This window comes from Dyadobacter sp. HNCC25DJ183, from assembly GCF_056895175.1.
The window spans coordinates 302,790-326,069 of record NZ_JBXHAP010000001.1 but is presented as its reverse complement, the minus strand read 5'-3'; the positions used below and the strand labels follow the sequence as shown (position 1 = coordinate 326,069).

The window sequence follows — 23,280 nt, the reverse complement described above, 5'->3', positions numbered from 1 at the left end:
TTTCATCATGAATATCTATCAGGATTACATTAAAGAGATTGAAGAAAGAAAAACCCTGGGGCTTCATCCGAAGCCGATTGATGGCGCAGAATTGCTGGGAGAGATCATCGCCCAGATCAAAGACTCAGAAAATGAGCACCGCGCTGATTCACTTAACTTTTTTATTTACAACACATTACCAGGTACCACTAGTGCAGCTGGCGTAAAAGCCAGGTTCTTGAAAGAGATCATTCTCGGAGAATCCATAGTTGCGGAGATATCACCTGTATTTGCATTTGAGCTGCTGTCGCACATGAAAGGCGGGCCGTCTATCGGTGTGTTGCTCGACCTTGCATTAGGTGAAGACCTGTTTATCGCAAAACAAGCTGCTGAGGTACTGAAAACGCAGGTTTATCTGTACGATGCGGACACAGACCGTTTGAAAGATGCTTTCAAAAGCGGAAGTGAGATTGCAAGAGAAATCCTGGAAAGCTACGCGAAAGCTGAGTTTTTCACCAAACTTCCCGAAGTACCGGAAGAAATCAAGATTGTAACGTTTATTGCGGGCGAGGGCGACATTTCAACAGATTTGCTTTCTCCCGGAAACCAGGCGCATTCGCGTTCTGACCGTGAGCTGCATGGCCAATGCATGATCACACCACAAGCTCAGCGTGAGATCAAAGCATTGCAGGCAGAGCACCCTGACAAGAGCGTGATGCTGATCGCCGAAAAAGGTACCATGGGCGTGGGATCATCCAGGATGTCGGGTGTGAATAACGTGGCGCTTTGGACCGGCAAGCAGGCCAGCCCGTATGTTCCATTTGTGAATATTGCTCCGATCGTGGGCGGTACTAATGGTATCTCTCCGATCTTCCTGACTACGGTTGACGTGACAGGAGGTATTGGTATTGACCTGAAAAACTGGGTGAAGAAAGTCGACGAGAATGGGAATGTGGTTCGCAATGAGAACAACGACCCTATTCTGGAAGAAGTATACTCGGTGGCTACCGGCACTGTTCTGACCATTAATACAAAGACAAAGAAACTTTATAATGGTGATCAGGAGCTGATTGATATTTCAAAAGCACTTACGCCTCAGAAAAAGGAATTTATCCGCGCCGGAGGATCGTACGCCATTGTATTTGGTAAAAAGATCCAGACCGTAGCGGCTAAGATATTGGGAATTGAACCTACGCCGGTATTCGCTCCTTCAAAGGAAATTTCGAATGAAGGACAAGGTTTGACTGCCGTTGAAAAGATATTCAACAGAAATGCGGTGGGTACTACTCCGGGTAAAGTGCTGCACGCCGGTTCTGATGTTCGTGTGGAAGTAAATATCGTGGGATCGCAGGATACTACGGGATTGATGACGGCACAGGAGCTTGAATCAATGGCGGCGACAACGATATCTCCGATTGTAGATGGAGCCTACCAGTCCGGCTGCCACACCGCATCGGTATGGGATAAGAAAGCGCAGGCGAATATTCCTAAGCTGATGAAGTTTATGAATGACTTCGGCCTGATTACTGCCCGCGACCCGAAAGGTGAATACCACTCGATGACCGACGTAATCCATAAGGTACTGAACGACATTACCGTGGACGAATGGGCGATCATCATCGGTGGTGATTCTCATACAAGGATGTCGAAAGGTGTTGCATTTGGAGCTGATTCGGGAACTGTGGCGATTGCGCTGGCTACCGGCGAAGTTTCCATGCCGATCCCTGAATCAGTGAAAGTGACATTCAAGGGAGAAATGAAGGAGCACATGGACTTCCGCGACGTGGTTCATGCCACACAGGCGCAAATGCTTCAGAAGTTTGGCGGCGAGAACGTATTCCAGGGCCGGATTATCGAAGTGCACCTTGGCACATTACCAGCTGACCAGGCATTTACGTTTACAGACTGGACTGCAGAGATGAAAGCGAAAGCCTCTATCTGTATCTCGGAAGACGATACTTTGATCGAATCACTGGAAATAGCGAAAAACAGGATCCAGATCATGATCGATAAGGGAATGGAGAACCACAAGCAGGTTTTACAGGGATTGATCAACAAAGCGGATAAACGCATTGCGGAGATCAAGTCAGGTGAGAAGCCGGCACTGGTACCCGACGCTAATGCGAAATATTACGCCGAAGTGGAAATCGACCTTGACGCGATCATTGAACCGATGATTGCAGATCCGGATGTGAATAATAAGGATGTATCGAAAAGATATACCCACGATACAATCCGCCCGATTTCTTTCTACGGAGATGACAAAAAGGTTGACCTTGGATTTGTCGGTTCCTGCATGGTGCATAAGGGTGATTTGAAGATTGTTTCTCAAATGCTCAGAAACCTGGAAGAGCAGCAAGGCAAAGTTGAGTTTAATGCACCACTCGTGGTAGCAGCGCCTACTTATAATATTATCGAAGAATTGAAAAAAGAAGGGGACTGGGATGTATTGCAGAAATACTCCGGGTTCGAATTCGACGACAATGCACCGAAAGTTGCGGCGCGTACAGAGTATGAAAATATGATGTACCTGGAACGTCCGGGCTGTAACCTTTGCATGGGTAACCAGGAAAAGGCGGCGAAAGGCGATACGGTACTGGCGACGTCAACGCGTCTGTTCCAGGGAAGGGTTGTTGAGGATTCAGAACGTAAGAAAGGAGAGTCACTGCTTGCTTCCACGCCGGTGGTTGTGCTATCTGCAATCCTGGGCCGCATTCCGAATGTGGATGAATATAAGGCAGCAGTTGTGGGTATTGACCTCACCAAATTTGCGCCTCCGGTGAAGCAGTTGAGCAGATAACATTTGTGGTACAATTGTTGAGAACTGTGAATGTATAAGCAATAATATAAGAGATATGGCATTTGACTTGGATATGATTAAGGGCGTTTACGCCCGCATGGAAGAAAGAGTAGAAGCTGCCCGTAAAGTTGTAGGGCGGCCTTTGACTTTGGCAGAGAAGATTTTGTACTCTCATTTGTGGGAGGGAACGCCTTCTCAGAGCTACGAGCGAGGGAAGTCTTATGTGGACTTTGCTCCCGATCGCGTAGCAATGCAGGACGCAACTGCCCAAATGGCCCTTTTACAATTTATGCAGGCCGGAAGGCCACAGGTCGCAGTTCCCTCTACTGTACACTGCGATCACCTGATCCAGGCGGAAGTAGGCGCAACACAGGATTTGAAGAATGCGGTTGACAAGAACAAGGAAGTTTACGATTTCCTGTCCTCTGTTTCCAATAAATACGGATTAGGTTTCTGGCGCGCCGGTGCGGGTATTATTCACCAGGTAGTACTTGAAAACTATGCATTTCCGGGTTGTATGATGATAGGTACGGATTCTCACACACCTAATGCAGGTGGATTGGGAATGATCGCGATCGGTGTCGGTGGTGCCGATGCTTCCGATGTAATGTCCGGACTTGCCTGGGAATTGAAAATGCCGCGCCTGATCGGTGTGAAGCTGACCGGAAAACTGAGCGGCTGGACAGCTGCGAAAGACGTGATCCTCTGGGTTGCGGGTCAGCTGACTGTAAAAGGCGGTACCGGATACGTTGTAGAATATTTCGGAGATGGTGCAGAAAGCATTTCAGCTACAGGAAAAGCAACGATCTGTAATATGGGAGCCGAGATTGGCGCTACCACTTCGATTTTCGCTTACGACAGAAGAAGTGCCGCGTACCTTCGTGCTACCGAAAGAGCTGATGTTGCTGACGCTGCCGATGCAGTTCAACAGCATTTGCGTTCTGATGATGATGTTTATGCAAATCCAGCCAACTATTATGATCAGCTGATCGAGCTTGATCTGTCTACGCTGGAACCGCATATCAATGGACCATTTACGCCGGATCTGGCCTGGCCTCTTTCTAAGTTCGCGACTGCGGTAAAGGAAAATGGCTGGCCTGAGGTACTCTCCGTTGGACTTATCGGATCGTGCACCAATTCTTCCTATGAAGATGTAAGCCGCGCGGCTTCGCTTGCACAGCAGGCTGTTGACAAAAAGCTCAAAGTAAGTTCCGAATATACAATCACGCCGGGTTCAGAGCTGGTTCGCTATACAGTGGACCGCGATGGTTACCTGGATACATTTGCGCAGATCGGCGGTGTGGTTCTTGCAAACGCTTGCGGGCCTTGTATCGGTCAATGGGCGCGCCACGGTGCTGAGAAAGGGGAGAAAAATTCCATTATCACGTCATTTAACAGGAACTTCTCAAAACGTGCCGATGGTAACCCCAATACGCACTCTTTCGTAGCTTCACCTGAAATTGTAACTGCTATGGCGATCGCAGGTCGCCTTACTTTTGATCCCCGCACCGATAAACTGGTGAATACAAACGGAGAAGAAGTGATGCTGGACGAACCAAGCGGACTGGAACTGCCGATCAAAGGTTATGCGGTGGAGGATGCAGGCTACCAGGCACCGGCAGAGGACCCGAGCCAGGTACAAGTGCTGGTAAGTCCGACCTCAGACCGTTTGCAATTGCTTGCTCCATTCCCTGAATGGGAAGGAACAGATCTGAAAGGATTGAAGCTGTTGATCAAAGCAAAAGGTAAATGTACAACTGACCATATTTCAATGGCAGGTCCGTGGTTGAAATACCGTGGCCATCTTGACAATATCTCCAATAACATGCTGATTGGCGCGGTTAACTACTTCAATGAGAAAACCAATGAAGTAAAAAACCAGCTAAGTAACCAGTATAGCGAAGTACCCGCAGTTCAGCGCGACTATAAAGCGCACGGAATCGGTACGATCGTTGTTGGTGATGAGAACTATGGTGAAGGTTCGTCCCGCGAGCACGCAGCAATGGAGCCTCGTTTCCTGGGAGTTCGTGCAATTTTGACAAAATCATTTGCCCGTATCCACGAAACAAACCTGAAAAAACAAGGTATGCTTGCATTGACTTTCGCGAACAATGCCGATTACGACAAGATACAGGAAGACGATACCATTGATATCACAGGACTGGAAACGTTCGCCGAAGGCCAGCCACTAACGATCGTGTTGCATCACAATGATGGTACCACCGATGAATTTCCGGTAAACCACACTTACAATGAGCAACAGATCGAATGGTTTAAAGCAGGCTCAGCTCTGAATATCATTCGCAAGTCAGTGGGAGCATAAAAAGAAGTTCCAAAAGTAAAAAAGTCGCGCAGATATCTGCACTGCCCCCAAAAAGTTAGACACTTCTTGGGGGCATTTTTATGGGTAAAAACAGAAAGCATAGTGTAGAGTTCAGGCTGATGGTTGTGAAAGCTTATAAAGCGGTAGGTGGTATCAATGAATTGGCCAGGCGCTTTGGGATTGCCAGGTCTTGTATACAGAAATGGGTGGGCCATTACGAGCAGTTCGGCGGTTCAAGCCTTTTGCCCCGGTACGGGCGCGTTTACACAAAAGAATTTAAGCAACAAGTCGTGTATGCTTATCAAAAGCAGGGTTTATCTTTGAATGAGTGCTGCTTCAAATTTCAAATACCCAGTGTAAGTACTTTACATGTCTGGACCAAGCAGTATGAGCAGTTTGGTATAGATGGTTTTAGTACGGCCCGTGGCAGGCCAAGGTCTATGAAAAACAAACCCAAGATCATTAAAACATACGGTCCATTGACCCGACTAGAGGAGCTCGAAAACGAGAACCTTCGCCTAAGGGCAGAAAATGACTTGCTAAAAAAGCTGGATGCCTTAATCCGGCAGAAGGAAGCTGCGCAAAAGAGAAAGCGTTGACAATCCATGGGTTAAGGCAGAAATATCCGCTTGAATTGCTTTTGGAGCTCTTTGAAATGCCCAGGAGTAATTTTTACTATCATATCAAAAATAGCGCTCAGGCCAGCAAGTACCAGGACGCAAAAAAGCAGATCAGGCAAGTTTACGACCGGCATATGGGAAGGTTCGGCTACCGTCGCATTACTATTACTATCAGGAAGATGGGCAGCAGCCTCAACCACAAAACGGTTTTAAAGCTGATGAAGACTATGGGCCTAAAATCGTTAATCCGTCTCAAAAGGTACCGTTCTTACAAAGGCCAGATAGGCAGGGTTGCGCCCAACATTCTCAACAGGGATTTTAAATCTGTAAAACCATTACAGAAATGGGCAACGGATGTTTCTGAGTTCAGGGTGAAAGACAAAAAACTTTTTCTGTCCCCTATCATTGATCTGTTTAACGGAGAAATCATTAGTTACAGCCTGTCCGAATCGGCTACTTTTAAGCAAGTCATACAAATGCTCAAAACTGCATTTAAAAAGATAAATAAGCCAGAAAACCTGGTGCTACATTCGGATCAGGGCTGGCAATACCAAATGAGCGAATATCAAAAAATGCTCAAATCAAAAGGCATCACCCAAAGTATGTCCAGAAAAGGTAATTGCCTGGACAACGCTATTATAGAAAATTTCTTTGGAACAATTAAATCAGAGTTGTTCTACCTGAACAAATACCAAAGCATCGATGAGCTCAAAAAAGACATCAAAGATTACATTCACTATTACAACAACGACAGGATCAGACTCAATCTAAATGGAATGAGCCCGGCACAATACCGGGCTCATCACACTGATCGTTAAGTTCTAAACTCGTCCAACTTTTGGGGTTCAGTCCAGTCGGCAATCGGCGTTTTTTTATTCGACTCTATATAAAAGTGTACTTCAACAGCTAAAAGCCAATAGCTAACTGCCAACAGCCCCACATCAAAAAGCCGACAGCCGACAGCTGAAGTAAAACCTCACCCCAACATCCTCTCCCTCTGCCTGCTATACGATTGATACAAAAAGATAAACATTCCTGTCATAATGGACACGTCTGCCATGTTGAAAATGCCGGTTTGTACGAAACCCAGGTTGATATGCATGAAATCGGTTACTGATCCGTGGATCATGCGGTCGTAGATGTTGCCGATACCGCCTCCGATTGCAAAGCTCAATGCCAGTCCGCTGAGCGGGGTCAGGTTTCTTTTTGTAAGTATATAATAGACGCCAAAAAGCAGTGCGATCAATGGAATAACTGAAAGTACGATCAGCTTGATAGTGGCGGGCAAGTTGCTGCCAATGCTCAAAAATGCGCCTGAATTTTCCACATAGGTAATGACGAAATAGTCTTTGATTACGCGCCGCGTCTCGTAGAAACCCACGTTTTTGCGGATCACTTCTTTGGAGATCTGGTCGCAGCCAATGTTGGCGACAAGAATCAGCAAAATGACTGTATTTCTAAAAACCCTGTTGGTACTGAATTTTGACATTATTTTGACAACGTTTTGATAGAAGTGACCATCACATCCCTGAATTCAACCTCTGCACCTTCTGATTGCAGCGCAATCTGCCCCTTTTGTGCTGTGGCATTGTATCCATAATTTACCATAACACCATTGAGCCACACTTTGATCGAGTTTTTCACACATTCGATCCGCATTGTATTCCATTCGCCAAGTGGCTTTTCTGTTCCGTCAGTCAGGTTGGGAATGCGGCGGAGCTTATCTCCGTTTACGCCCCATTTCTCTTTGGGGCCTCGGCGCTTCTCCATATCGGGAACGGTAATATCTTCCTGAATACACCAGAAATCTCCTGCATTTTGATGCATCATCTGAATTTCAATGGATTTTGGGAACATATCGTACAAGTCGCGCGGCTTGGATACAAATACCAATGCGCCACAGTTGCCAGGCTTGCCTACAAAGCGGTACTGGTAAGTAAAACGAAAGTTTTCATATTGATCGTCTGTGATCAAATGTCCGCCGGGCGTTCCTAAACTCACCAGGTTTCCATTCCTGATCAGAAAAGGTGATTTTACATCCGGGTTTTTGTCCATTTCCGGAACGTCCGCGTGCCACCCCTTCAAATCCTTGCCGTTGAACATTGCTTTCGACTGACCAAAACTATTTTGTGAGATCAAGAGGGAGAGGGCAAGAGCTGGCGCCAGCAGAATTTTCATCATTTCAGGATGTTTTTAGGTTTAAGTAGAATTGAGATGGAAAAATTAAGTAATTAAAATCTGAATGCATTCAGGAGATTGTAAAATATGGAAGTTATGGTATAAATTGAAGGTCTTTGTTAAAGCAACTTTCTGATCTATGAATAAAAAATTACTTTCTCTCCTGACCTTGCAGCTCATTGCATGGAATGCCTTTTCACAAAAACTTTCCTACGATGTCTCGTTTCCCAACCTGGTTCACCACGAAGCCAATATCAGGCTCAGCGTTTCGGATGTAGCCCAAAAGGAACTGACTTTCAGAATGAGCCGGTCGTCGCCGGGCAGGTATGCCACCCACGAGTACGGCAAGAACGTGTACGATGTGAAAGCGACCGACAAATCCGGGAAAGCACTGCCGGTGCAGCGGATCGACGGTGATGTTTACAAGGTTTCAGGAATCAGCGGTTTTGCGCGGGTTGAATATACCCTTTACGCCAACCACGCAGACGGAACCTACGCCGGGCTGGATCCTTCGAGCGTGCACCTAAATATGCCGGCTACATTCATGTGGGTCAAAGAGCTGCAAAATGCGCCTATTGAAGTTAAATTCAATTTGCCACAGGATTCCAAATGGACCATTGCTACGCAGTTATTAAAGGGTAAAGAGCCAAATACATTTACAGCGCCGGGCTTGCAATACTTCATGGATTCGCCTACAAAGATCGGAAAGCTGATCTGGAAAGAATGGACACTCGACAATGCAGGAGGTAAGCAATCCAAGTTCAGGCTGGCACTCGAAGCCAATGCAAGTGACTCGCTTGCAAGCAGTTTTGCCAATAAGGTGAAGAAGGTAACGCAGGAGGCGAAAATGGTTTTTGGTGAATATCCTGTTTTCGACTCTCCGGAATACACTTTTTTGGCAAGCATTAATCCGTATGTGAGAGGCGACGGAATGGAGCACCGCAACAGTACGATGATCAGCATTCCCGTGGCATTCAATGGATCGGATAATTTGCTCGGCGTATTTTCACACGAATTTTTCCATACCTGGAATGTGGAGCGTATCCGGCCTAAAACGTTGGAACCTTTCAACTTCGAGAAAAGCAATATGAGCTTCGAGCTTTGGTTTGCGGAGGGATTCACGCAATATTATGGCGACCTGATCCTCGCCCGCGCCGGTTTTGATCCATTGAATGACTATTGTCAGACACTTACTTTTCTGGTAAATACCAAAGAAAATACAGCAGGTGCAAAGCGGATATCTCCCGTGGAAGCAAGCTGCATGGCGGTATTTGTGGACGCAGGTGTGGCTATTGACAAAACCAATTATCCCAATTTTTACACTTCCTACTATCCTTACGGCGCGTCCATTGCATTGGCGCTGGATCTGGAACTGAGGTCAAGAGGATTGAACCTGGATGATTTTATGAAGATGGTGTGGGCCAAGCACGGAAAGCCGGAGATACCCTACGTGGTTTCTGATCTTGAAGCGGTGCTTGCGGCCTACTCCAAAGATCAGCGTTTCGCAGCAGACTTCTTCCGGAAGTATGTCAACGGACACGAATCCATGGATTACGCGCCATTGCTGGCAAAGGCAGGTTTGACATTGAAAAAGCAGTCGGAAGGGCAAGCCTGGATCGGGGATATGCGGTATAAGGATGGTAATGAGCTCACGATTGCCAGTAACACATTGATCGGCTCGCCGCTTTACGCAGCCGGGCTGGATGTGGACGATCAGATTTTGAAAATCGAAGGCAAGGCAGTTGGTTCTCAGAATGAGCTGGGCAACATCCTGAAAGCGCATAGGCCAGGAGACAAACTCAATGTAGAATACAAGCACAGGGAAGAAACAAAAATGACAGAAATCACACTGGCTGAAAACCCGCGACTGCTTGTTGTTACCAATGAAACAGTCGGCAAGCCTGTTACTCCCGAAATGCAACAGTTCAGAAATGCCTGGCTGAGCAGCAAGATCAGGTAGGTTAAGGCTGTTTTTCAGACAGGTATTTCCAATATCTTTTCGGCACGTGACGAATGTGAAGCTTCATGTTCTTGCGTGCCGGAATGTTTACATTTTTGAAATAATCCTTCCAGAGAATTGTATAAAGCTCTTCCTTTTCATTCAAAAGCTGGGCAGGTAATGCATTCAGGCTAGGCGACATTTCTTCCGAAAAGTCAAACACAATTTCTTCCACCTTTTCAAGATCATAGGATAGCCCGTACTTTCTTTTCAAATCATAAATAATCCATTTTTGATCGGCATAACGATTTCTGAAATGGGTGATCAGTAAAGGCAGCACATTGAAATCAGGCTCGATATGCGAGTAGAAGATTTCATCAGAAGTTTTCTGGAACCGGATAAATGCCTCCATCCGATGCTTTTCACGATGCACTTTCCGCGCCCATTGGGAGACTGCCAGCACAGACGGATGCCCATAATTTTCCTCTGCACCCTGCGGATTGTCAATGATATAGCAGGCGAAAATCAATAAATGCTGAAACGCTTCCGGCTGCTCGGAAAGGAAAGTTTTGTAGAAGTTCAGCAGCCACTCCTTATCAAGCTTTTTACGCAATCCTGCCCACACCCTTTTTGCCTTTTCATCCTCACTTGTTACCGTAAAATGCTGCTGAAAAACATCCGGATGAAAATGTTGCTCGCTCACCAGTTTGACATTCGCGCTCTTTTTCTGGTAACAGTCAAAAACGGCAGTCAGCAAACCTTCCAGCGTACCGTCAAAAACGAATGTTTCCATCAAAAGAGTGAAAGCTGGCTATGCGCCGTTTTCTGGTATTTACTGTGACTTTCGGACAAAATAATTCCTTTGATATGCCCTGCCTCGTAGTCATTTAGCTGCATGGGACTGTCGGCAAAGCGGATAAAATGCCGCGCTTTATTAAAGGATATACCTATCTTTTTCAGATGGTCGCGGTAAAGTCTGCCAAACTTCCGGGCCTGTACAATCTTTAATGCAGAAGTAACGCCAATTCCCGGCACGCGCAAGATCATCCGGTAATCCGCCGTATTTACATCTACGGGAAATTGCTCCAAATGCCGAAGTGCCCAGCTTAGCTTTGGATCAATGTCCACGTCCAGGTTAGGATGGGTATCATTTACTATTTCCTGAACATTGAACCCGTAAAATCGCATAAGCCAATCGGCCTGATAGAGCCGGTTTTCACGGATCAATGGAGGTTGCGAGCCGATTATAGGTAAGCGGCTGTCATTACTGATCGGGATATAGCCGGAATAGTAAACCCGTTTAAGCGAAAAATTCTTGTAAAACGTATTGGCTGTGTGCATAATCTCCTTGTCCGTGTCCGGAGTAGCGCCAATGACGATCTGCGTGCTCTGGCCGGCAGGAACAAACTTCGGTACACTCTTGATCAATGCTTTTTCGTCCGAGAATTGAGCAATACTTTTCTGAATATACCCCAGCGGCTTCTTCACTTCTTCGTGCGACTTCTCGGGCGCCAGGATTTTCAGCCCTGTTTCAGTTGGCATTTCAAGATTGATGCTCATTCTGTCTGCATACATTCCTGCTTCCTTCAACAGCTCCTCGCTCGCTCCCGGGATTGTTTTTAAGTGGATATATCCATTAAACCGCTCCTCAGTCCGCAGCTTCTTAACAATGCGAACGAGCCTTTCCATGGTATAATCGGCATTTTTGAAGATACCGGAACTTAGGAAAAGCCCTTCAATGTAATTTCTGCGGTAGAAGTTGATCGTGAGCTCGACTACTTCCTCTACTGTGAATGCAGCCCTTTTGATATCATTGCTCCGCCGGGAAACACAAAAAGCACAATCGAAAATGCAGTGGTTTGTCAGCAGGATTTTGAGCAATGAAACACAGCGACCGTCTTCGGTGTAAGTGTGACAAATCCCACTTCCTTCCGCGTCGCCCAGTCCCTTGTTTTCGTTCTTCCTGTTACTTCCACTCGATGAACAGGACACATCATATTTTGCAGCGTCTGCCAAAATTCCCAGCTTCTCTCGGATCCTCTCGTACATAATTCAGTCAATAATTTATTTTAATCTAAAATATTGAGGTGGGTTCGGCAGTTATTAGAACGGTATAAATATCGGAATTGTTTCTGGTAATATCAAAGTTTTGATACTGATTAAATCAAAGTACTGCAAGGACGCTCTTCATGTTCCGTAAAGTCCAATTTACATTTACACTCTTCTTTTCTTTTTTAGTTGCAGGTTTCAGCCAGGCGCAGGAGCCAAAGGTGACGCGCTATAATGGAAAGGTAAGTCAGCAGTTCGTGATGAACCGCGAGACGGTAATCATTGATCATGCAACCGGTAAGCGCATTTCTTACACGGAGTATGATGAAAAGCTGAAAAGAAATCCGGGAATGTACAAGACGCTCCCGTTTTTTGACAAATACGGAAAGCCTTCGTCCTTTGAACTGATCAAGAAAAGCCAGATTTATGTTCAGGAAGATGGTTCCGTAATGAATAACCCCGACCTCATGCCCGAGATAGGCGAGCCAATTTCCCCATTCATCATGAGAGGCCTGGACGGGAAGGAATATAATTCAGAAAAGCTGCGTGGAAAGTATATTCTGCTGGGTTTTTGGGTGAAATATGAAAAACCGCTTTACTCTTTTGCAGCAACGAAAGTGATCTCCGATTTTATTGACGAGAATAAAAAGAAGGGCGTGGAGATCGTTTCCCTGGGTACCACATTGAATACCGAAGAGGAATGCCTGCAGGCGATTCCCAAACGCAATTGCGGGTTTGTTCCGGTACCCGATTCATTTGGTTTCAACCATCGCTACAAGATCAGCGAAACGCCTTATTTCATCCTTATTGATAAAAAAGGAATTATACGCGCTATGGCACCGCATACTGAATTCTCCAAGATCAGCGATTTGGTGCTGAGATAATTATCCTAATTGGCCGCTGATCCGGTTGAAGATCTTATCTGCTCTCCATTCTCTTTTTTCGCCCAGGTACATTCTTCGGGAAAAGCGGCGCTGTCGGTAATTGTATTGTTCTAACGTGCTTATCGCAAGCAGGTTATGTTGCGGGAGTACTGCTTTGGCTTCTGTTTGAAACCTCAGCTTCATCAGCTCGACACCTGCCTTGTCATCCAAAGCGATAATCGGGCTGTCGCCCCAGCCGGGGATGTAGTAACCGAGTACCCGGTCCGCTTCGACGTACACCATTGCGGATTGCAGGAAGTCGCTTATGATACCCGATCTGTCTTCCTTACTTACTTCGCGGTCAAGATGAAATAGCTGCTGGCTAAGTCCAGTGTTGAATGGGATGATGTTCGCCGATATATCTTCAATGGGCGCATTGTCTTCGCGGACAAAATGACCGTAGCAGGTTTCCAGGGTGAACCCCAGCTTTGTGTAAACCGGATATCCATACTCAGTCGCATCGAGGTAAATTGTTGTGTACCGTTTCGGATCTACGGACGCAATCAGCGTTTGGGTGATCAGCTTACCCAGACCTTTGTTCCTGTGATCGGGATGAACGATAATGCACGCAAGCCAGACCGAATCGGAATGTCGCATGGTTGTACCAATGGCCACGATTTGGTTGTTTTCGCTGATCTTCAAAGGTGTACAATGCGGTGATTCAATAAAATAGCGGAACCGCGGTGCGAGATCGCCCCAGTCAGGTGGTTGTAAATGCGGTAGCTGGTCCAGGTCTTTCAGCAAAAAATCGGAAGTGGTGATCATAAAGGACTATATACTTGACTTGGTAAACATCTTTAAAAATCCGCATCTGATCAAAAATACACGCCGGTTTTTCTTTCATTGCGCTTTTGGACTTTTTTGAGTAAAATCTACTTTATTTACTGCTCCTAAAAGAATCCATTATGAACATCATCACAGCTGACAATTTTAAATCAATGCGCGCCGGTGAGGCATTGACCCTGATCGACGCCAGGGGAGGAGCCGACGCTGCCGAAAGGTACCAGGCCGGGCATCTTGAAAATGCATTCCTTGTTGATCTGGAAACGGATTTGTCGGACAAAGGCGAAGATGCAGCAAAAGGAGGCAGGCACCCGCTGCCGCAACCGGGTAAGTTTAGCGAATTACTTGAGCGCCTGGGCATTTCACCGGAGCAAACTGTTGTGGTTTATGATGATAAAAAAGGAGCAAATGCAGCTGCAAGATTTTGGTGGATGCTGAAAGCTGCCGGGCACGACAAAGTATATGTTGTAAACGGAGGCCTGGACGCGCTGAAAGAGGCAGGCGTACTCGTAACCGACAAAATACCCGAACAGCCAGCTCCAACAAACTATCCCGTATCAGGTTGGCAGCTGCCTACTGTAGATATTGATTATATCTCCCAAATTTCTACTGACCCGGCCTTTATGGTAATCGATGTGCGGGAGCATTACAGGTATATAGGTGAAAGTGAGCCGATTGATCTTGTCGCCGGCCATATTCCCGGCGCGGTGAATATTCCTTATACGAGCAATCTGGATGAAAACGGGGAATTCAAGTCGGTAGAGGAACTGACTGCAAAATACAAGGAAGCGCTCGGTAACCGAGGCCCCGAGCAAGTGGTAGTGCATTGTGGCTCAGGGGTGACTGCCTGCCACACCTTACTCGCGCTTGCAGAGGCCGGACTTGAAGGCGCCGCGCTTTACGTAGGCTCATGGAGCGAATGGTCGCGGAATAACAAGCCGATTGCTTTCGGAAATAACTAGTAAAATGCCGGACAAAGGTGAATTTGTCCGGCATTTGTTTAAATGGAGCGCAGGTACTTATAAAGCGACGAGAGCTCGGTCTGTGTATATTGTGCAGTCATTTTCCAGGGCATATCTTCATTTTTCAGAACATGTCCTTCGGGTGTTTTGCCGGTAGTAAGTGTAGTGATGAATTGCTTCGCAGACCATTTACCTACATGCCCCGAACTGGTTATATCAGGAACCGGCGGGAAGCCGGGAGCTAGCGGTTCGCCGCCTTTCATATCCGAACGGTGACAGCCTGAGCAGGATACGGCCAGGTATTTGCCCAACTCAATTCCTTCAACAGAATCTACACTTGCTACCATCGGTTTTTGATGGTCTATTTTCTCGACTGAAAGCAGCGGCATTTTTCCCATAAAGCTCATTACCAGTGCGACAGGCCCGATTGCATTGCCTGGTAAAGACCTGTTCACAGCGGGTATTTGTCCGCAGTATGCAATCAGCGCCGACATATCCTGCTCGGAAAGCAGCGTTGTTTCGTGGGAAGGCATGAAAATGAGTGGTTTACCGTCTTTTCCGATCCCATGCCTGAGCGCGTTGATCCAGTCGGCTTCATTGTAATCCTTTGGTAAACCGCCCATTCCTTTTGTAAGATTACTGGCCACCAGTCTCCCCACAGGCGTGTCGTCGTTCATAATTTTACCGCCTAAATCCGCTGCGTGGCAGTCCTGGCACCCTTTGATCGCAACAAGGTGACGGCCGCGCGCGAGGGTTGCACTATCACTCGCAATGCGGAGCGGCTCGGCTTCAAAGTTGTAGGTACGCTCCATGCGGTTATTCATGTTCACTGCAATATAACCGTACACTGCCACCAATGCGACGAGGATCACTCCCAGGGCAATTCCGACCCATTTTAAAATCTTCAATATCATGGCTTTGCTAATTAGTTTTCGGCAAAGATCCATTTCTAAATGGCCGGGAAGGCTACGCAAGGCGGATTTATAACTACGCAAAACGGATTTTTACGTGATCCGTTTAGTAACTTTTAGAATACTGGTTCATCTAAAAAAATAGATTTGCGGGCAAATAGTCATGAAATCAGCATTATAACTTTTACTATGGTAAACAACTCCTACGACATCCTCGACCTCAACAATTTTCCAAAACCGCAGTTAGTGGAGCGGGCGCCATCAGGCAGGCAGTCCGACGGTTTTGTAGATTGCTACTATCCCCGAATCGGCGCGTTGAAATTCCGGAGCAATCTGCTCCCGCACATGCATCTGATGAACATTCAATGGTCAAGTGAGGAGCTGGTGGAGCTGGCGGACACGGCTTCTTCTGATACGATCAACATTAATTTTCACCTGTCCGGCGATCTGGATACACGCTTTTCGGGGATCAGAAATGAACTCAATATGAGACCGCGGAAGCACAATCTTGTGTATGCGCCGGAAGGTGGTTTTACCAACAGGATCGCGCCTCATTCGTCTTTGCAGATGTTTCACCTGAGCATTGAAAAGGGTTTTTTCATTGACTCCATTGGCTGCGACGATCACTGGAGTGAGAGGATCCAGAATGATCTGGTACATAACAGGCCGTTTGTCGCCGTAGAAGGTACCCGCGACATTACGCCGCTGATGATGAACCTGATCAACGAAGTCTGTAACTCCAATGTGCGCACTCCTATGAGCGGGCTTTTGATCCAGTCCAAACTGCTGGAACTGCTTGCATTACAGATCGGACAATTCCGCGGGCCGGTTGGTCAGAGTACCGGACTTCGCATGGATGAAATTGAAAAACTGAGAATGCTCAAACAATATCTGGACACCCATTTTCTGGATGAACTATCGCTTTCACAGCTGAGCAGGATTTGTTTGCTGAATGAATTCAAACTAAAAAAGGGCTTCAAGGAATTGTTCGGTGACACCGTGTTCGGGTATTTGCGTAAGCTGCGGATGGAGTATGCAGAGTGCTTATTGCTCGATTCGGGGAACACTGTGGAAGAAGTAGCTTCACAACTGGGATACGAGTACGCACACCATTTTTCCACGGCATTTAGAAAATTCAAAGGAATAAGTCCTTCTAACCTGCACGCGCGGAAAGCGGCTGACACAAATTATTAAGAAGTATGAAACATTTAAGTGTTTTACTGGTCTTCCTAGTGTTCTGCTCCTTTACTATCCTCATTTCCAAGGATTGGCAGATTGCAGAAGGATATATGATCCGGTTTGACGGAAAGTACGCGCACGGAAAATTCAACCAGCTTGCGGGCGATATCAGTTTCGATCCTTTAAACCCGGAAAGTGCCAGGTTTGATGTAACTGTGGATGTAAATTCCATTGATACGGGGATTGAGTTGAAAAATAAACACGCAAAAGGTGAAAAGTGGTTTGACGCGGAGCGGTTTCCTACTATCGGGTTCACATCTGTGAAGATTTTTAAAGCTGACAGCGGATATGTCGTGGAAGGAGACCTGAACATGCACGGGATCATCAAACGTGTTGCTATCCCATTCATTTTCAAGGAAACACAACCTGCATTTTACGGAATTCTGAAAGTAAACCGGGGAGATTTCGGCATTGGGAAGGTCAATGGAAAAGAGTCAGACTCAACAACTGTGGAGATTTCTGTACCTGTAATAGCCCGGTGACAAACCTTGGTATGATATTTTGTTGAGAAATTTGAAAGCATCATTTACAAGCCATGAAAAATATTGAGTGTCATTACAAAGACGGGTCGTTGGTTTTTAGCACAACAAAATCATATTCATATGCCACAGCACATGAAGTGCTTGACGCATTTAACCTCGTAGGGCTCAATTCGCGAATTCGTTTAAAGTCAGGAGAATCGTTCAATGTGATCGGCAGGTTGCCGGTTAATTACGATCCTTTTGAAGTGAACCACGGCAATTGGAACGAAGTGGTATCTGCATTGATGCACACAAAGCGTGAACTCGAAAACCGAGTCCAGGCTCTTTAATCCTCGTCAAGATCTTTAAGCTGTTTCAATAGCTCATTCAAGTCATTTTCCGCAGATCTTAATGCCTTCAAATCAGCAGATTCGACGGCATTTTCTGCCGGGTCATCAAAGTTCTTAGACTCCTCCATTACATCCGGATTTTCCCTGTTATCGGAAGACGTATCCCTCTCAAACCTCAGGCTATTTGCCTCAAACTCGATCTGCTGTCTTTTAGACAAAATCTTCTCTTCCAGGTCTCTTCTGCTAAGCGGTTCGTTCATTTTCAATCATGTTTTAAAATAATGGTAGGAAAAAACCAGGCCAAACAGTTAGGTTGCCTTCTGCTCATTGAACTGGCCTTTTGATAATTGCTTTTGTATGTTGTTGTTACGGTTTTAAGATTTGGTCAACCTATTTGGTTTTCGATCTTTTAAACCGTCCGTTACATGAAACACAGCTACAAAATTTGGCTGCTGCTGCCTTCTCTGGCAGTGCTTGCCTGGTTATCTTCCTTTTTAATTCCGGGCCCGCTTTCTACGAAAAGCCCTTCCATTAAGGCTATTGCTAACTCTTCCCTGCCCGATACAGCAGTCAGCAGTATTGAACAAAGCCTTGCGAAGCGAGAGTACCACGTTAGCTACGATGCTGAAAAGCATGTTTATCAAAGTCCTAACCGGCAGCATAACCTGCGGGCCTACTATGAGCCGGGCACGCTGACAGTCCGCAACAGGAAAGATTCTGTTGGCCACAACTTTAAATTCAAGATTGTCAACAAAGGGATATTTCTTGATGGTAAGCGGATCCAAATAGAACCGGAAAGCCCCAGGTTTGTGCTTGAAGCAAATACGGCGGAAATCCGGTACGATGCTGTTGTTGAGCAATATGTCAATAGCGAAGCAGGTATCCGGCAAAACTTTATCATCGGGAAACCGGCGGAGGGAAGTGAGCAAGTCAAAGTGCAGCTTGCCGTCGAAGGGGCAGCCGTAACAGACCTGGGAAACAATGAGCTGGAACTATCCCCAGAGGGCGCTGCCGGGAATACGTTAACCTACAAAGACCTGAAATGCTGGGATGCAGACGGAAATGAGCTTGCAGCCAGAATGTCCAGTCAAAATGAGCTGATCACGATTTTAGTGGATGTAAAAGGCGCCACATTCCCCGTAACGATCGACCCGATCATAGCGAATGGTAACCCTGCAAATGCAATTTTGGTACCTGAGGTAAACCAGACCCAGGCCTGGTTGGGCGGCTCGGTTTCGACTGCCGGCGATGTCAATGGGGACGGTTACAGCGACGTGATCGTGGCTGCATCCAAGTACGACAATGGTGAGGTTGATGAAGGGGCAGCGTGGGTGTACTACGGCAGCGCCTCGGGACTGAAGCTGGGCAACGCAGTTATGCTGCAAGGTAACCAGACCAGTGCAAGGTTCGGGTGCTTTGTATCCACTGCCGGGGATGTCAATAAGGATGGATATAGCGACGTCCTGGTAGGCGCGCCTTTTTACGACAAAGGGGAGACCAACGAAGGCGCTGTGTTCGTGTACCACGGTTCAGCGGCAGGGATCAGCGCGAATGCTTCGCTGATACTGGAAGGTAACCAGGCCGAGGCCAACTTTGGTAATGCAATGGGCCTTGCCGGAGATGTGAATGGGGATAGTTACAGCGACGTAGTGATCGGCGCCCAGGCTTACGATAGCGGACAGACAAACGAAGGTGTCGCATATGTGTACCACGGCTCTGCTCAGGGTTTGACTGCAAACAATCCTGTGAAAATAGAAGGTAACCAGGCCGAATCGATGTTTGGTTGCAGGGCGTCAGGAGCGGGGGACGTGAATGGTGACGGGTACAGTGACATCATGGTCAGTGCCAGATTGTTCGATAAAGGCCAGACAGACGAAGGCGCAGTGTTCATTTATCACGGTTCTGCATTGGGCATCAATGCCAATGTACCTGCTGTTACCCTGGAAAGCAACCAGGTAAATGCGTATTTAGGCCACTCAATCAGCACAGCCGGAGATGTGAACGGGGATGGTTATAGCGATATCATAGTCACAGCCAATATGTACGATAAGGGGCAAACTAATGAAGGTGTGGTATTTGTGCACCACGGCTCAGCCCAGGGCATTAATCCGGTAGCAACCGTTATCCTGGAAATGAACCAGGCGGAGGCACAGTTTGGCAGCTCGGTGGCCAGCGCAGGCGACGTGAATGGCGATGGGTATGCGGATGTGATTGTTGGCTCCAACTATTACGATAAGGGGCATTCTAACGAGGGGGCGGCTTTTGTGTTTCAGGGCGGGAAGAACGGTCTTGATGGCAACCCTGTATCTACCCTTGAGAGCAACAAAGTCAACGCGCAGTTCGGCAGCTCGGTTGCCAGCGCAGGGGATATCAACGGCGATGGCTACAGCGATGTAATCGTTGGCGCGATTACTTACGACAACGGGCATGATGATGAAGGAGCGGTGTTTGTTTGGACGGGCGGGGCCGGTGGTATTGATTTGGTTACAGCCACCATGCTTATGGAAAGTCAAGCAGATTCCAAAATGGGCTACTCTGTTTCGGGAGTGGGCGACCTTAACGGCGACGGCTTTGATGATATTGCAGTTGGTGCACCGCATTATGATCGTGGACAAGAAGATGAAGGGGTTGTTTTCATCTATCACGGATCGAAAGAAGGTATTCAGATGAATCCTAAGGTAATCCTGGAATGCGACCAGATAGGAGCAGATTTCGGAATTTCTGTATCCGGAGCAGGGGATATAAATGGTGATGGATTTGCTGATATATTAGTCGGAGCTGAGTCGTATAACGGAGGACAAGTTAATGAAGGTGCTGTATTTGTATATCACGGATCCTCTAACGGGATTTTCAATGTAGCTACAAGGCTAGAATCAGATGTTCCCAGCGCCTGGATGGGAGTAGCAGTATCAAGTGCTGGCGACGTCAACAATGACGGATTTGCTGATATTATTGTCGGTGCTCCGACATTTTCGAATGTTGAACTTAATGAAGGAGCAGTCATTTTCTATTTAGGTTCTACTACTGGTATAGTAAAGAATTCGAAAAAGGTAGTTGAAAGCAATAACGTAAATGCGTTTTTTGGCTTTTCATTATCCTCTGGCGACGTGAATGGCGATGGATATTCTGATGTAGTTTGTGGTGCACCCAAATACTCAAATGGACAAGTTGATGAAGGTGCTTTCTTTATCTCTTACGGATCTTCGAATGGTTTATTGAATTTTATCAAGAATGAGGTGAACCAAGCGAATGCCAATTTTGGGCATTCTGTAAGTTGCGTTGGCGATGTTAATGGCGATGGATTTAATGATGTCGCAGTAGGTGCTCCCTATTACAGCAACGGTCAAAATTATGAAGGTGTCGCTTTTATATATAATGGATCCGCACAGGGACTTGGCGTCCAAGGTGTTCTAATTGAGCAAAATCAACCTCAATCAGAGTTTGGGCTAATGGTGTCAGGTGCAGGAGATGTAAATAGTGACGGATATGCCGAAATCATTGTTGGGAATCCTTCCTACTTTAGTGGGCAGGCATGGACAGGTGCGGCACACTTGTACTTCGGTTCTAAAACAGGAGTTGGAATAAGCGTAAAACTTTTAGCAAACAGCGGAGTTCAAAACTCGGCCTTTGGTACGTCTGTTTCCGGGGCAGGTGATGTTAATGCTGATGGTTACAGTGATATTATCGCTGGTGATCCTTATTTTGGAAGCGGCGCAGCATTCGTCTGCTATGGTAATAGTGGCCCTTGTGAGCGCAACAACCTCCGCCTCTACAACACCGACCTCACAACCCCAATCAACCAAACTCAGTTTGCTCAAAATAGCTTCGGGGCAGGGCTTTATGCGAAGTCCTTCTTGGGTCAGAATAAAGGTAAGTTGGTCTGGGAAACGAAAGCTGCCGGGCAGGGATTTTCGAAAGGGGCTAACAATGTAATCACCAACAGTACGCAATCATCTGGTTCGCAGAATGTGTATGCAAGTTTAGGCTTGGCGGGTACAGAGTTAAAGAACGTAATCAGCAAGCAAGGGAATGCAACCAAAGTCAGGGTGCGTGTGAAGTATGATCCCGCACTGGCTCTTACCGGGCAAACGTATGGGCCCTGGCGTTACCTGTCTTCTAGCCTGGGCGGCGGGGGCGTGTCGCCTGCGCCTGACGACGCAGCTAGTCCAATGGCGGAAACGATAAAGCGTAAAGTGGCCACAAGTGAATCCGTAGTCTTGTATCCTAACCCCGCTCGCGATAGGTTTAGTATTGATCTGAAAGAAGGTGGAAACGCTTCGCTTGTGAGAGTACTGACATCTGATGGTAAGCTGGTTTTGCAAACGGATACACAGCATGATGTGGACGTAAGTAAGCTTGCTCCCGGGAAGTACATTGTGTTGGTAAGGAAAGTGGATGGAAGTCAGAGCTCGCACAGCATACTCATTTCAAGGTAGACGTAAAGAGATACCAGGCTGATGAGGAGGTCTGGTATCTACTTCATACTCAATGCTCGCTTCATGAATGCGCCGAGGAAGCTGCCGGCGAATGTCAGGATCATCGATCCGTACAGACTGAAATTGTGCAGCTCTTTTAATGCATTTCCCTCCGGTGGAGTGGCAAAAAAATGGTAGCCCAGGTAAATCAGCACACATTGCAGGATCGCCAGCATCCAGCCCCGGTAAGGTTCTGCAAAACCGATTGATATGGCAGAAAACACAGCCACGAGATACGGAAGGTGAATCCCCTCTGCATCTTCAATTACATATACGATAATTGAACTGGTCGCCAGTACAAGCAGCGTACTCGCCAGAAGGCGTTTATCAAAGAGCGGCTGTTTTATTTTACTTTTTGAATGTTTCGTAGCAGGTCGGGCTTTTAATTCCAGGGCTTTTTGAAGGTCCGATTGTGCAGGCTCATTTCGTCCGGAATTCAAATAACAGCTGGCGCGGAGTTCATACGGTTCGGCAGTGTCGCCGCCGGATATCGCGATCGCCTTCGTGAATGCCAGTTGCGCGTCTTCCCAACGCCCGTTTTTCAGATACAATCTGCCCAGTTCAAGCTGAATGTCGTAAAAACTGTCATCAAGACTTACCGCGGTTTCGAGATCGGAAACTGCCTGAGAAGGATAACCTAAACGTTCATTGCAAAGCCCGCGATAAAGGTAAGCAACCGCAGATTTAGACTTTTCAGCTAACCTGCGATCAAAGTATTGAAAAGCTTCCTCGCTTTTCCCATTCTTATACAGCCCGATCCCGGCCGACAGAATGGCTTCCTCTTTCTCCGACTTGGAACGCAGATCAGCGTAGTTTTTGAGGTAAAATATGTAGCCAAAAAAAGCTATAACAATAAGAAATTCCATTTTCGCGCAATTAGGCAGCCCAGAGAAAACCGGGATCAAAAGAAACATGCCTTTTTGAAAATGAAAAGAATTTTCTTGCATTCGAATGAAAAGAGACTGCCTTGCGACAGCCTCTTTTCTGAATTTAGCCGATTATGGCGATGTCGGGTTCGATTAAATTGGTTTGATCCGACGCTGAATAGCTGAGCATAATCCGCTTTCCGCTTTGTTCGGCTGCTTCAAGCAACTGGAAAACCTTCTCTTCTCCTTCTATTTTCAATGCCTGATATAATACGTTGCCGTAGTGAAATTCCTGAGATCCAAGTCCTTTCGTAAGTGCAGCCAATTGGTATCGGTCGAATAGTTCCTTTCCTGACATGGTTTGCATTGTTTAAATCTGGCTTCCTTTTTCCGAAAGATGACCGATCTGCGCCCAAGGTTGC

At 46.8% G+C, this 23,280-nt stretch carries 20 protein-coding genes; 11 read left to right on the top strand and 9 right to left on the bottom strand.

Annotated features, from left to right (window positions below):
- The first annotated feature begins 7 nt into the window (after window positions 1-7).
- From AC1XTG_RS01280 to AC1XTG_RS01265, 4 genes are all read left to right on the top strand, one after another.
- On the top strand, window positions 8-2,779 hold the full coding sequence (locus AC1XTG_RS01280; protein ID WP_484840698.1) for a bifunctional aconitate hydratase 2/2-methylisocitrate dehydratase: 2,772 nt from the start codon (window positions 8-10) through the stop codon (window positions 2,777-2,779).
- A gap of 55 nt (window positions 2,780-2,834) precedes the next feature.
- Window positions 2,835-5,102 carry an aconitate hydratase gene (locus tag AC1XTG_RS01275; protein WP_484840697.1) on the top strand — a complete coding sequence of 756 codons (2,268 nt, stop codon included), beginning with the start codon at window positions 2,835-2,837 and terminating at the stop codon, window positions 5,100-5,102.
- Between the two features lie 80 nt (window positions 5,103-5,182).
- Window positions 5,183-5,701 carry a transposase gene (locus AC1XTG_RS01270; protein WP_484840696.1) on the top strand — a complete coding sequence of 173 codons (519 nt, stop codon included), beginning with the start codon at window positions 5,183-5,185 and terminating at the stop codon, window positions 5,699-5,701.
- On the top strand, window positions 5,698-6,540 hold the full coding sequence (locus AC1XTG_RS01265) for an IS3 family transposase (protein ID WP_484840695.1): 843 nt from the start codon (window positions 5,698-5,700) through the stop codon (window positions 6,538-6,540). Before AC1XTG_RS01270 ends, AC1XTG_RS01265 begins: the two co-directional genes overlap by 4 nt.
- Window positions 6,541-6,698: 158 nt before the next feature.
- Here AC1XTG_RS01265 and lspA read toward each other — a convergent pair whose 3' ends face one another.
- Both lspA and AC1XTG_RS01255 read right to left on the bottom strand, forming a co-directional pair.
- Entirely contained in the window at window positions 6,699-7,211 is a 513-nt protein-coding gene (lspA, locus tag AC1XTG_RS01260; RefSeq protein WP_484840694.1) for a signal peptidase II, read from the bottom strand.
- On the bottom strand, window positions 7,211-7,903 hold the full coding sequence (locus AC1XTG_RS01255; protein WP_484840693.1) for a 3-keto-disaccharide hydrolase: 693 nt from the start codon (window positions 7,901-7,903) through the stop codon (window positions 7,211-7,213). Before AC1XTG_RS01255 ends, lspA begins: the two co-directional genes overlap by 1 nt.
- A 136-nt stretch (window positions 7,904-8,039) precedes the next feature.
- Between AC1XTG_RS01255 and AC1XTG_RS01250 the strand changes: the two genes are divergently transcribed.
- The gene (locus AC1XTG_RS01250; RefSeq protein ID WP_484840692.1) at window positions 8,040-9,860 is read left to right on the top strand and encodes a M61 family metallopeptidase; all 1,821 of its coding nucleotides are present in this window, start codon (window positions 8,040-8,042) and stop codon (window positions 9,858-9,860) included.
- Window position 9,861: 1 nt separating this feature from the next.
- On the opposite strand, the gene AC1XTG_RS01245 is transcribed toward AC1XTG_RS01250, so the two are convergent.
- Together AC1XTG_RS01245 and AC1XTG_RS01240 are read right to left on the bottom strand one after the other, a co-directional pair.
- Window positions 9,862-10,632 carry a TIGR03915 family putative DNA repair protein gene (locus AC1XTG_RS01245; RefSeq protein ID WP_056287809.1) on the bottom strand — a complete coding sequence of 257 codons (771 nt, stop codon included), beginning with the start codon at window positions 10,630-10,632 and terminating at the stop codon, window positions 9,862-9,864.
- Entirely contained in the window at window positions 10,632-11,888 is a 1,257-nt protein-coding gene (locus AC1XTG_RS01240) for a putative DNA modification/repair radical SAM protein (RefSeq protein WP_056287812.1), read from the bottom strand. The genes AC1XTG_RS01245 and AC1XTG_RS01240 overlap by 1 nt, the downstream gene beginning before the upstream one ends.
- Window positions 11,889-12,028: 140 nt before the next feature.
- On the opposite strand from AC1XTG_RS01240, the gene AC1XTG_RS01235 reads away from it, so the two are divergent.
- A complete protein-coding gene (locus AC1XTG_RS01235; RefSeq protein ID WP_484840691.1) occupies window positions 12,029-12,772 on the top strand; it encodes a thioredoxin family protein in 744 nt (247 codons plus the stop codon).
- On the opposite strand, the gene AC1XTG_RS01230 is transcribed toward AC1XTG_RS01235, so the two are convergent.
- Window positions 12,773-13,576, bottom strand: a complete 804-nt coding sequence (locus AC1XTG_RS01230) for a GNAT family N-acetyltransferase (RefSeq protein WP_484840690.1) — start codon at window positions 13,574-13,576, stop codon at window positions 12,773-12,775.
- Between the two features lie 140 nt (window positions 13,577-13,716).
- Here AC1XTG_RS01230 and AC1XTG_RS01225 point away from each other — a divergent pair, with 140 nt between their 5' ends.
- Window positions 13,717-14,556, top strand: coding sequence for a sulfurtransferase (locus AC1XTG_RS01225; RefSeq protein ID WP_484840689.1), 840 nt, complete (start codon window positions 13,717-13,719; stop codon window positions 14,554-14,556).
- Between the two features lie 38 nt (window positions 14,557-14,594).
- Here the strand turns inward: AC1XTG_RS01225 and AC1XTG_RS01220 are convergent, their stop codons facing one another.
- Window positions 14,595-15,470, bottom strand: coding sequence for a cytochrome c (locus AC1XTG_RS01220; protein WP_484840688.1), 876 nt, complete (start codon window positions 15,468-15,470; stop codon window positions 14,595-14,597).
- A gap of 186 nt (window positions 15,471-15,656) precedes the next feature.
- On the opposite strand from AC1XTG_RS01220, the gene AC1XTG_RS01215 reads away from it, so the two are divergent.
- Genes AC1XTG_RS01215 through AC1XTG_RS01205 form a run of 3 tightly spaced genes read left to right on the top strand, consistent with a single transcriptional unit; the run spans window position 15,657 to window position 17,517 of the window.
- Window positions 15,657-16,661 carry a helix-turn-helix domain-containing protein gene (locus AC1XTG_RS01215; RefSeq protein ID WP_484840687.1) on the top strand — a complete coding sequence of 335 codons (1,005 nt, stop codon included), beginning with the start codon at window positions 15,657-15,659 and terminating at the stop codon, window positions 16,659-16,661.
- A 5-nt stretch (window positions 16,662-16,666) separates the two neighbouring features.
- Window positions 16,667-17,188, top strand: a complete 522-nt coding sequence (locus tag AC1XTG_RS01210) for a YceI family protein (RefSeq protein ID WP_484840686.1) — start codon at window positions 16,667-16,669, stop codon at window positions 17,186-17,188.
- A gap of 53 nt (window positions 17,189-17,241) precedes the next feature.
- On the top strand, window positions 17,242-17,517 hold the full coding sequence (locus tag AC1XTG_RS01205) for a hypothetical protein (RefSeq protein ID WP_484840685.1): 276 nt from the start codon (window positions 17,242-17,244) through the stop codon (window positions 17,515-17,517).
- On the opposite strand, the gene AC1XTG_RS01200 is transcribed toward AC1XTG_RS01205, so the two are convergent.
- On the bottom strand, window positions 17,514-17,777 hold the full coding sequence (locus AC1XTG_RS01200; RefSeq protein ID WP_484840684.1) for a hypothetical protein: 264 nt from the start codon (window positions 17,775-17,777) through the stop codon (window positions 17,514-17,516). The genes AC1XTG_RS01205 and AC1XTG_RS01200 overlap by 4 nt on opposite strands.
- A gap of 165 nt (window positions 17,778-17,942) precedes the next feature.
- On the opposite strand from AC1XTG_RS01200, the gene AC1XTG_RS01195 reads away from it, so the two are divergent.
- Window positions 17,943-21,953, top strand: a complete 4,011-nt coding sequence (locus AC1XTG_RS01195) for an FG-GAP-like repeat-containing protein (protein ID WP_484840683.1) — start codon at window positions 17,943-17,945, stop codon at window positions 21,951-21,953.
- A 38-nt stretch (window positions 21,954-21,991) separates the two neighbouring features.
- Here the strand turns inward: AC1XTG_RS01195 and AC1XTG_RS01190 are convergent, their stop codons facing one another.
- Both AC1XTG_RS01190 and AC1XTG_RS01185 read right to left on the bottom strand, forming a co-directional pair.
- A complete protein-coding gene (locus AC1XTG_RS01190; RefSeq protein ID WP_484840682.1) occupies window positions 21,992-22,858 on the bottom strand; it encodes a tetratricopeptide repeat protein in 867 nt (288 codons plus the stop codon).
- A 124-nt stretch (window positions 22,859-22,982) separates the two neighbouring features.
- Entirely contained in the window at window positions 22,983-23,216 is a 234-nt protein-coding gene (locus AC1XTG_RS01185) for a hypothetical protein (RefSeq protein WP_484840681.1), read from the bottom strand.
- Window positions 23,217-23,280 lie beyond the last annotated feature (64 nt).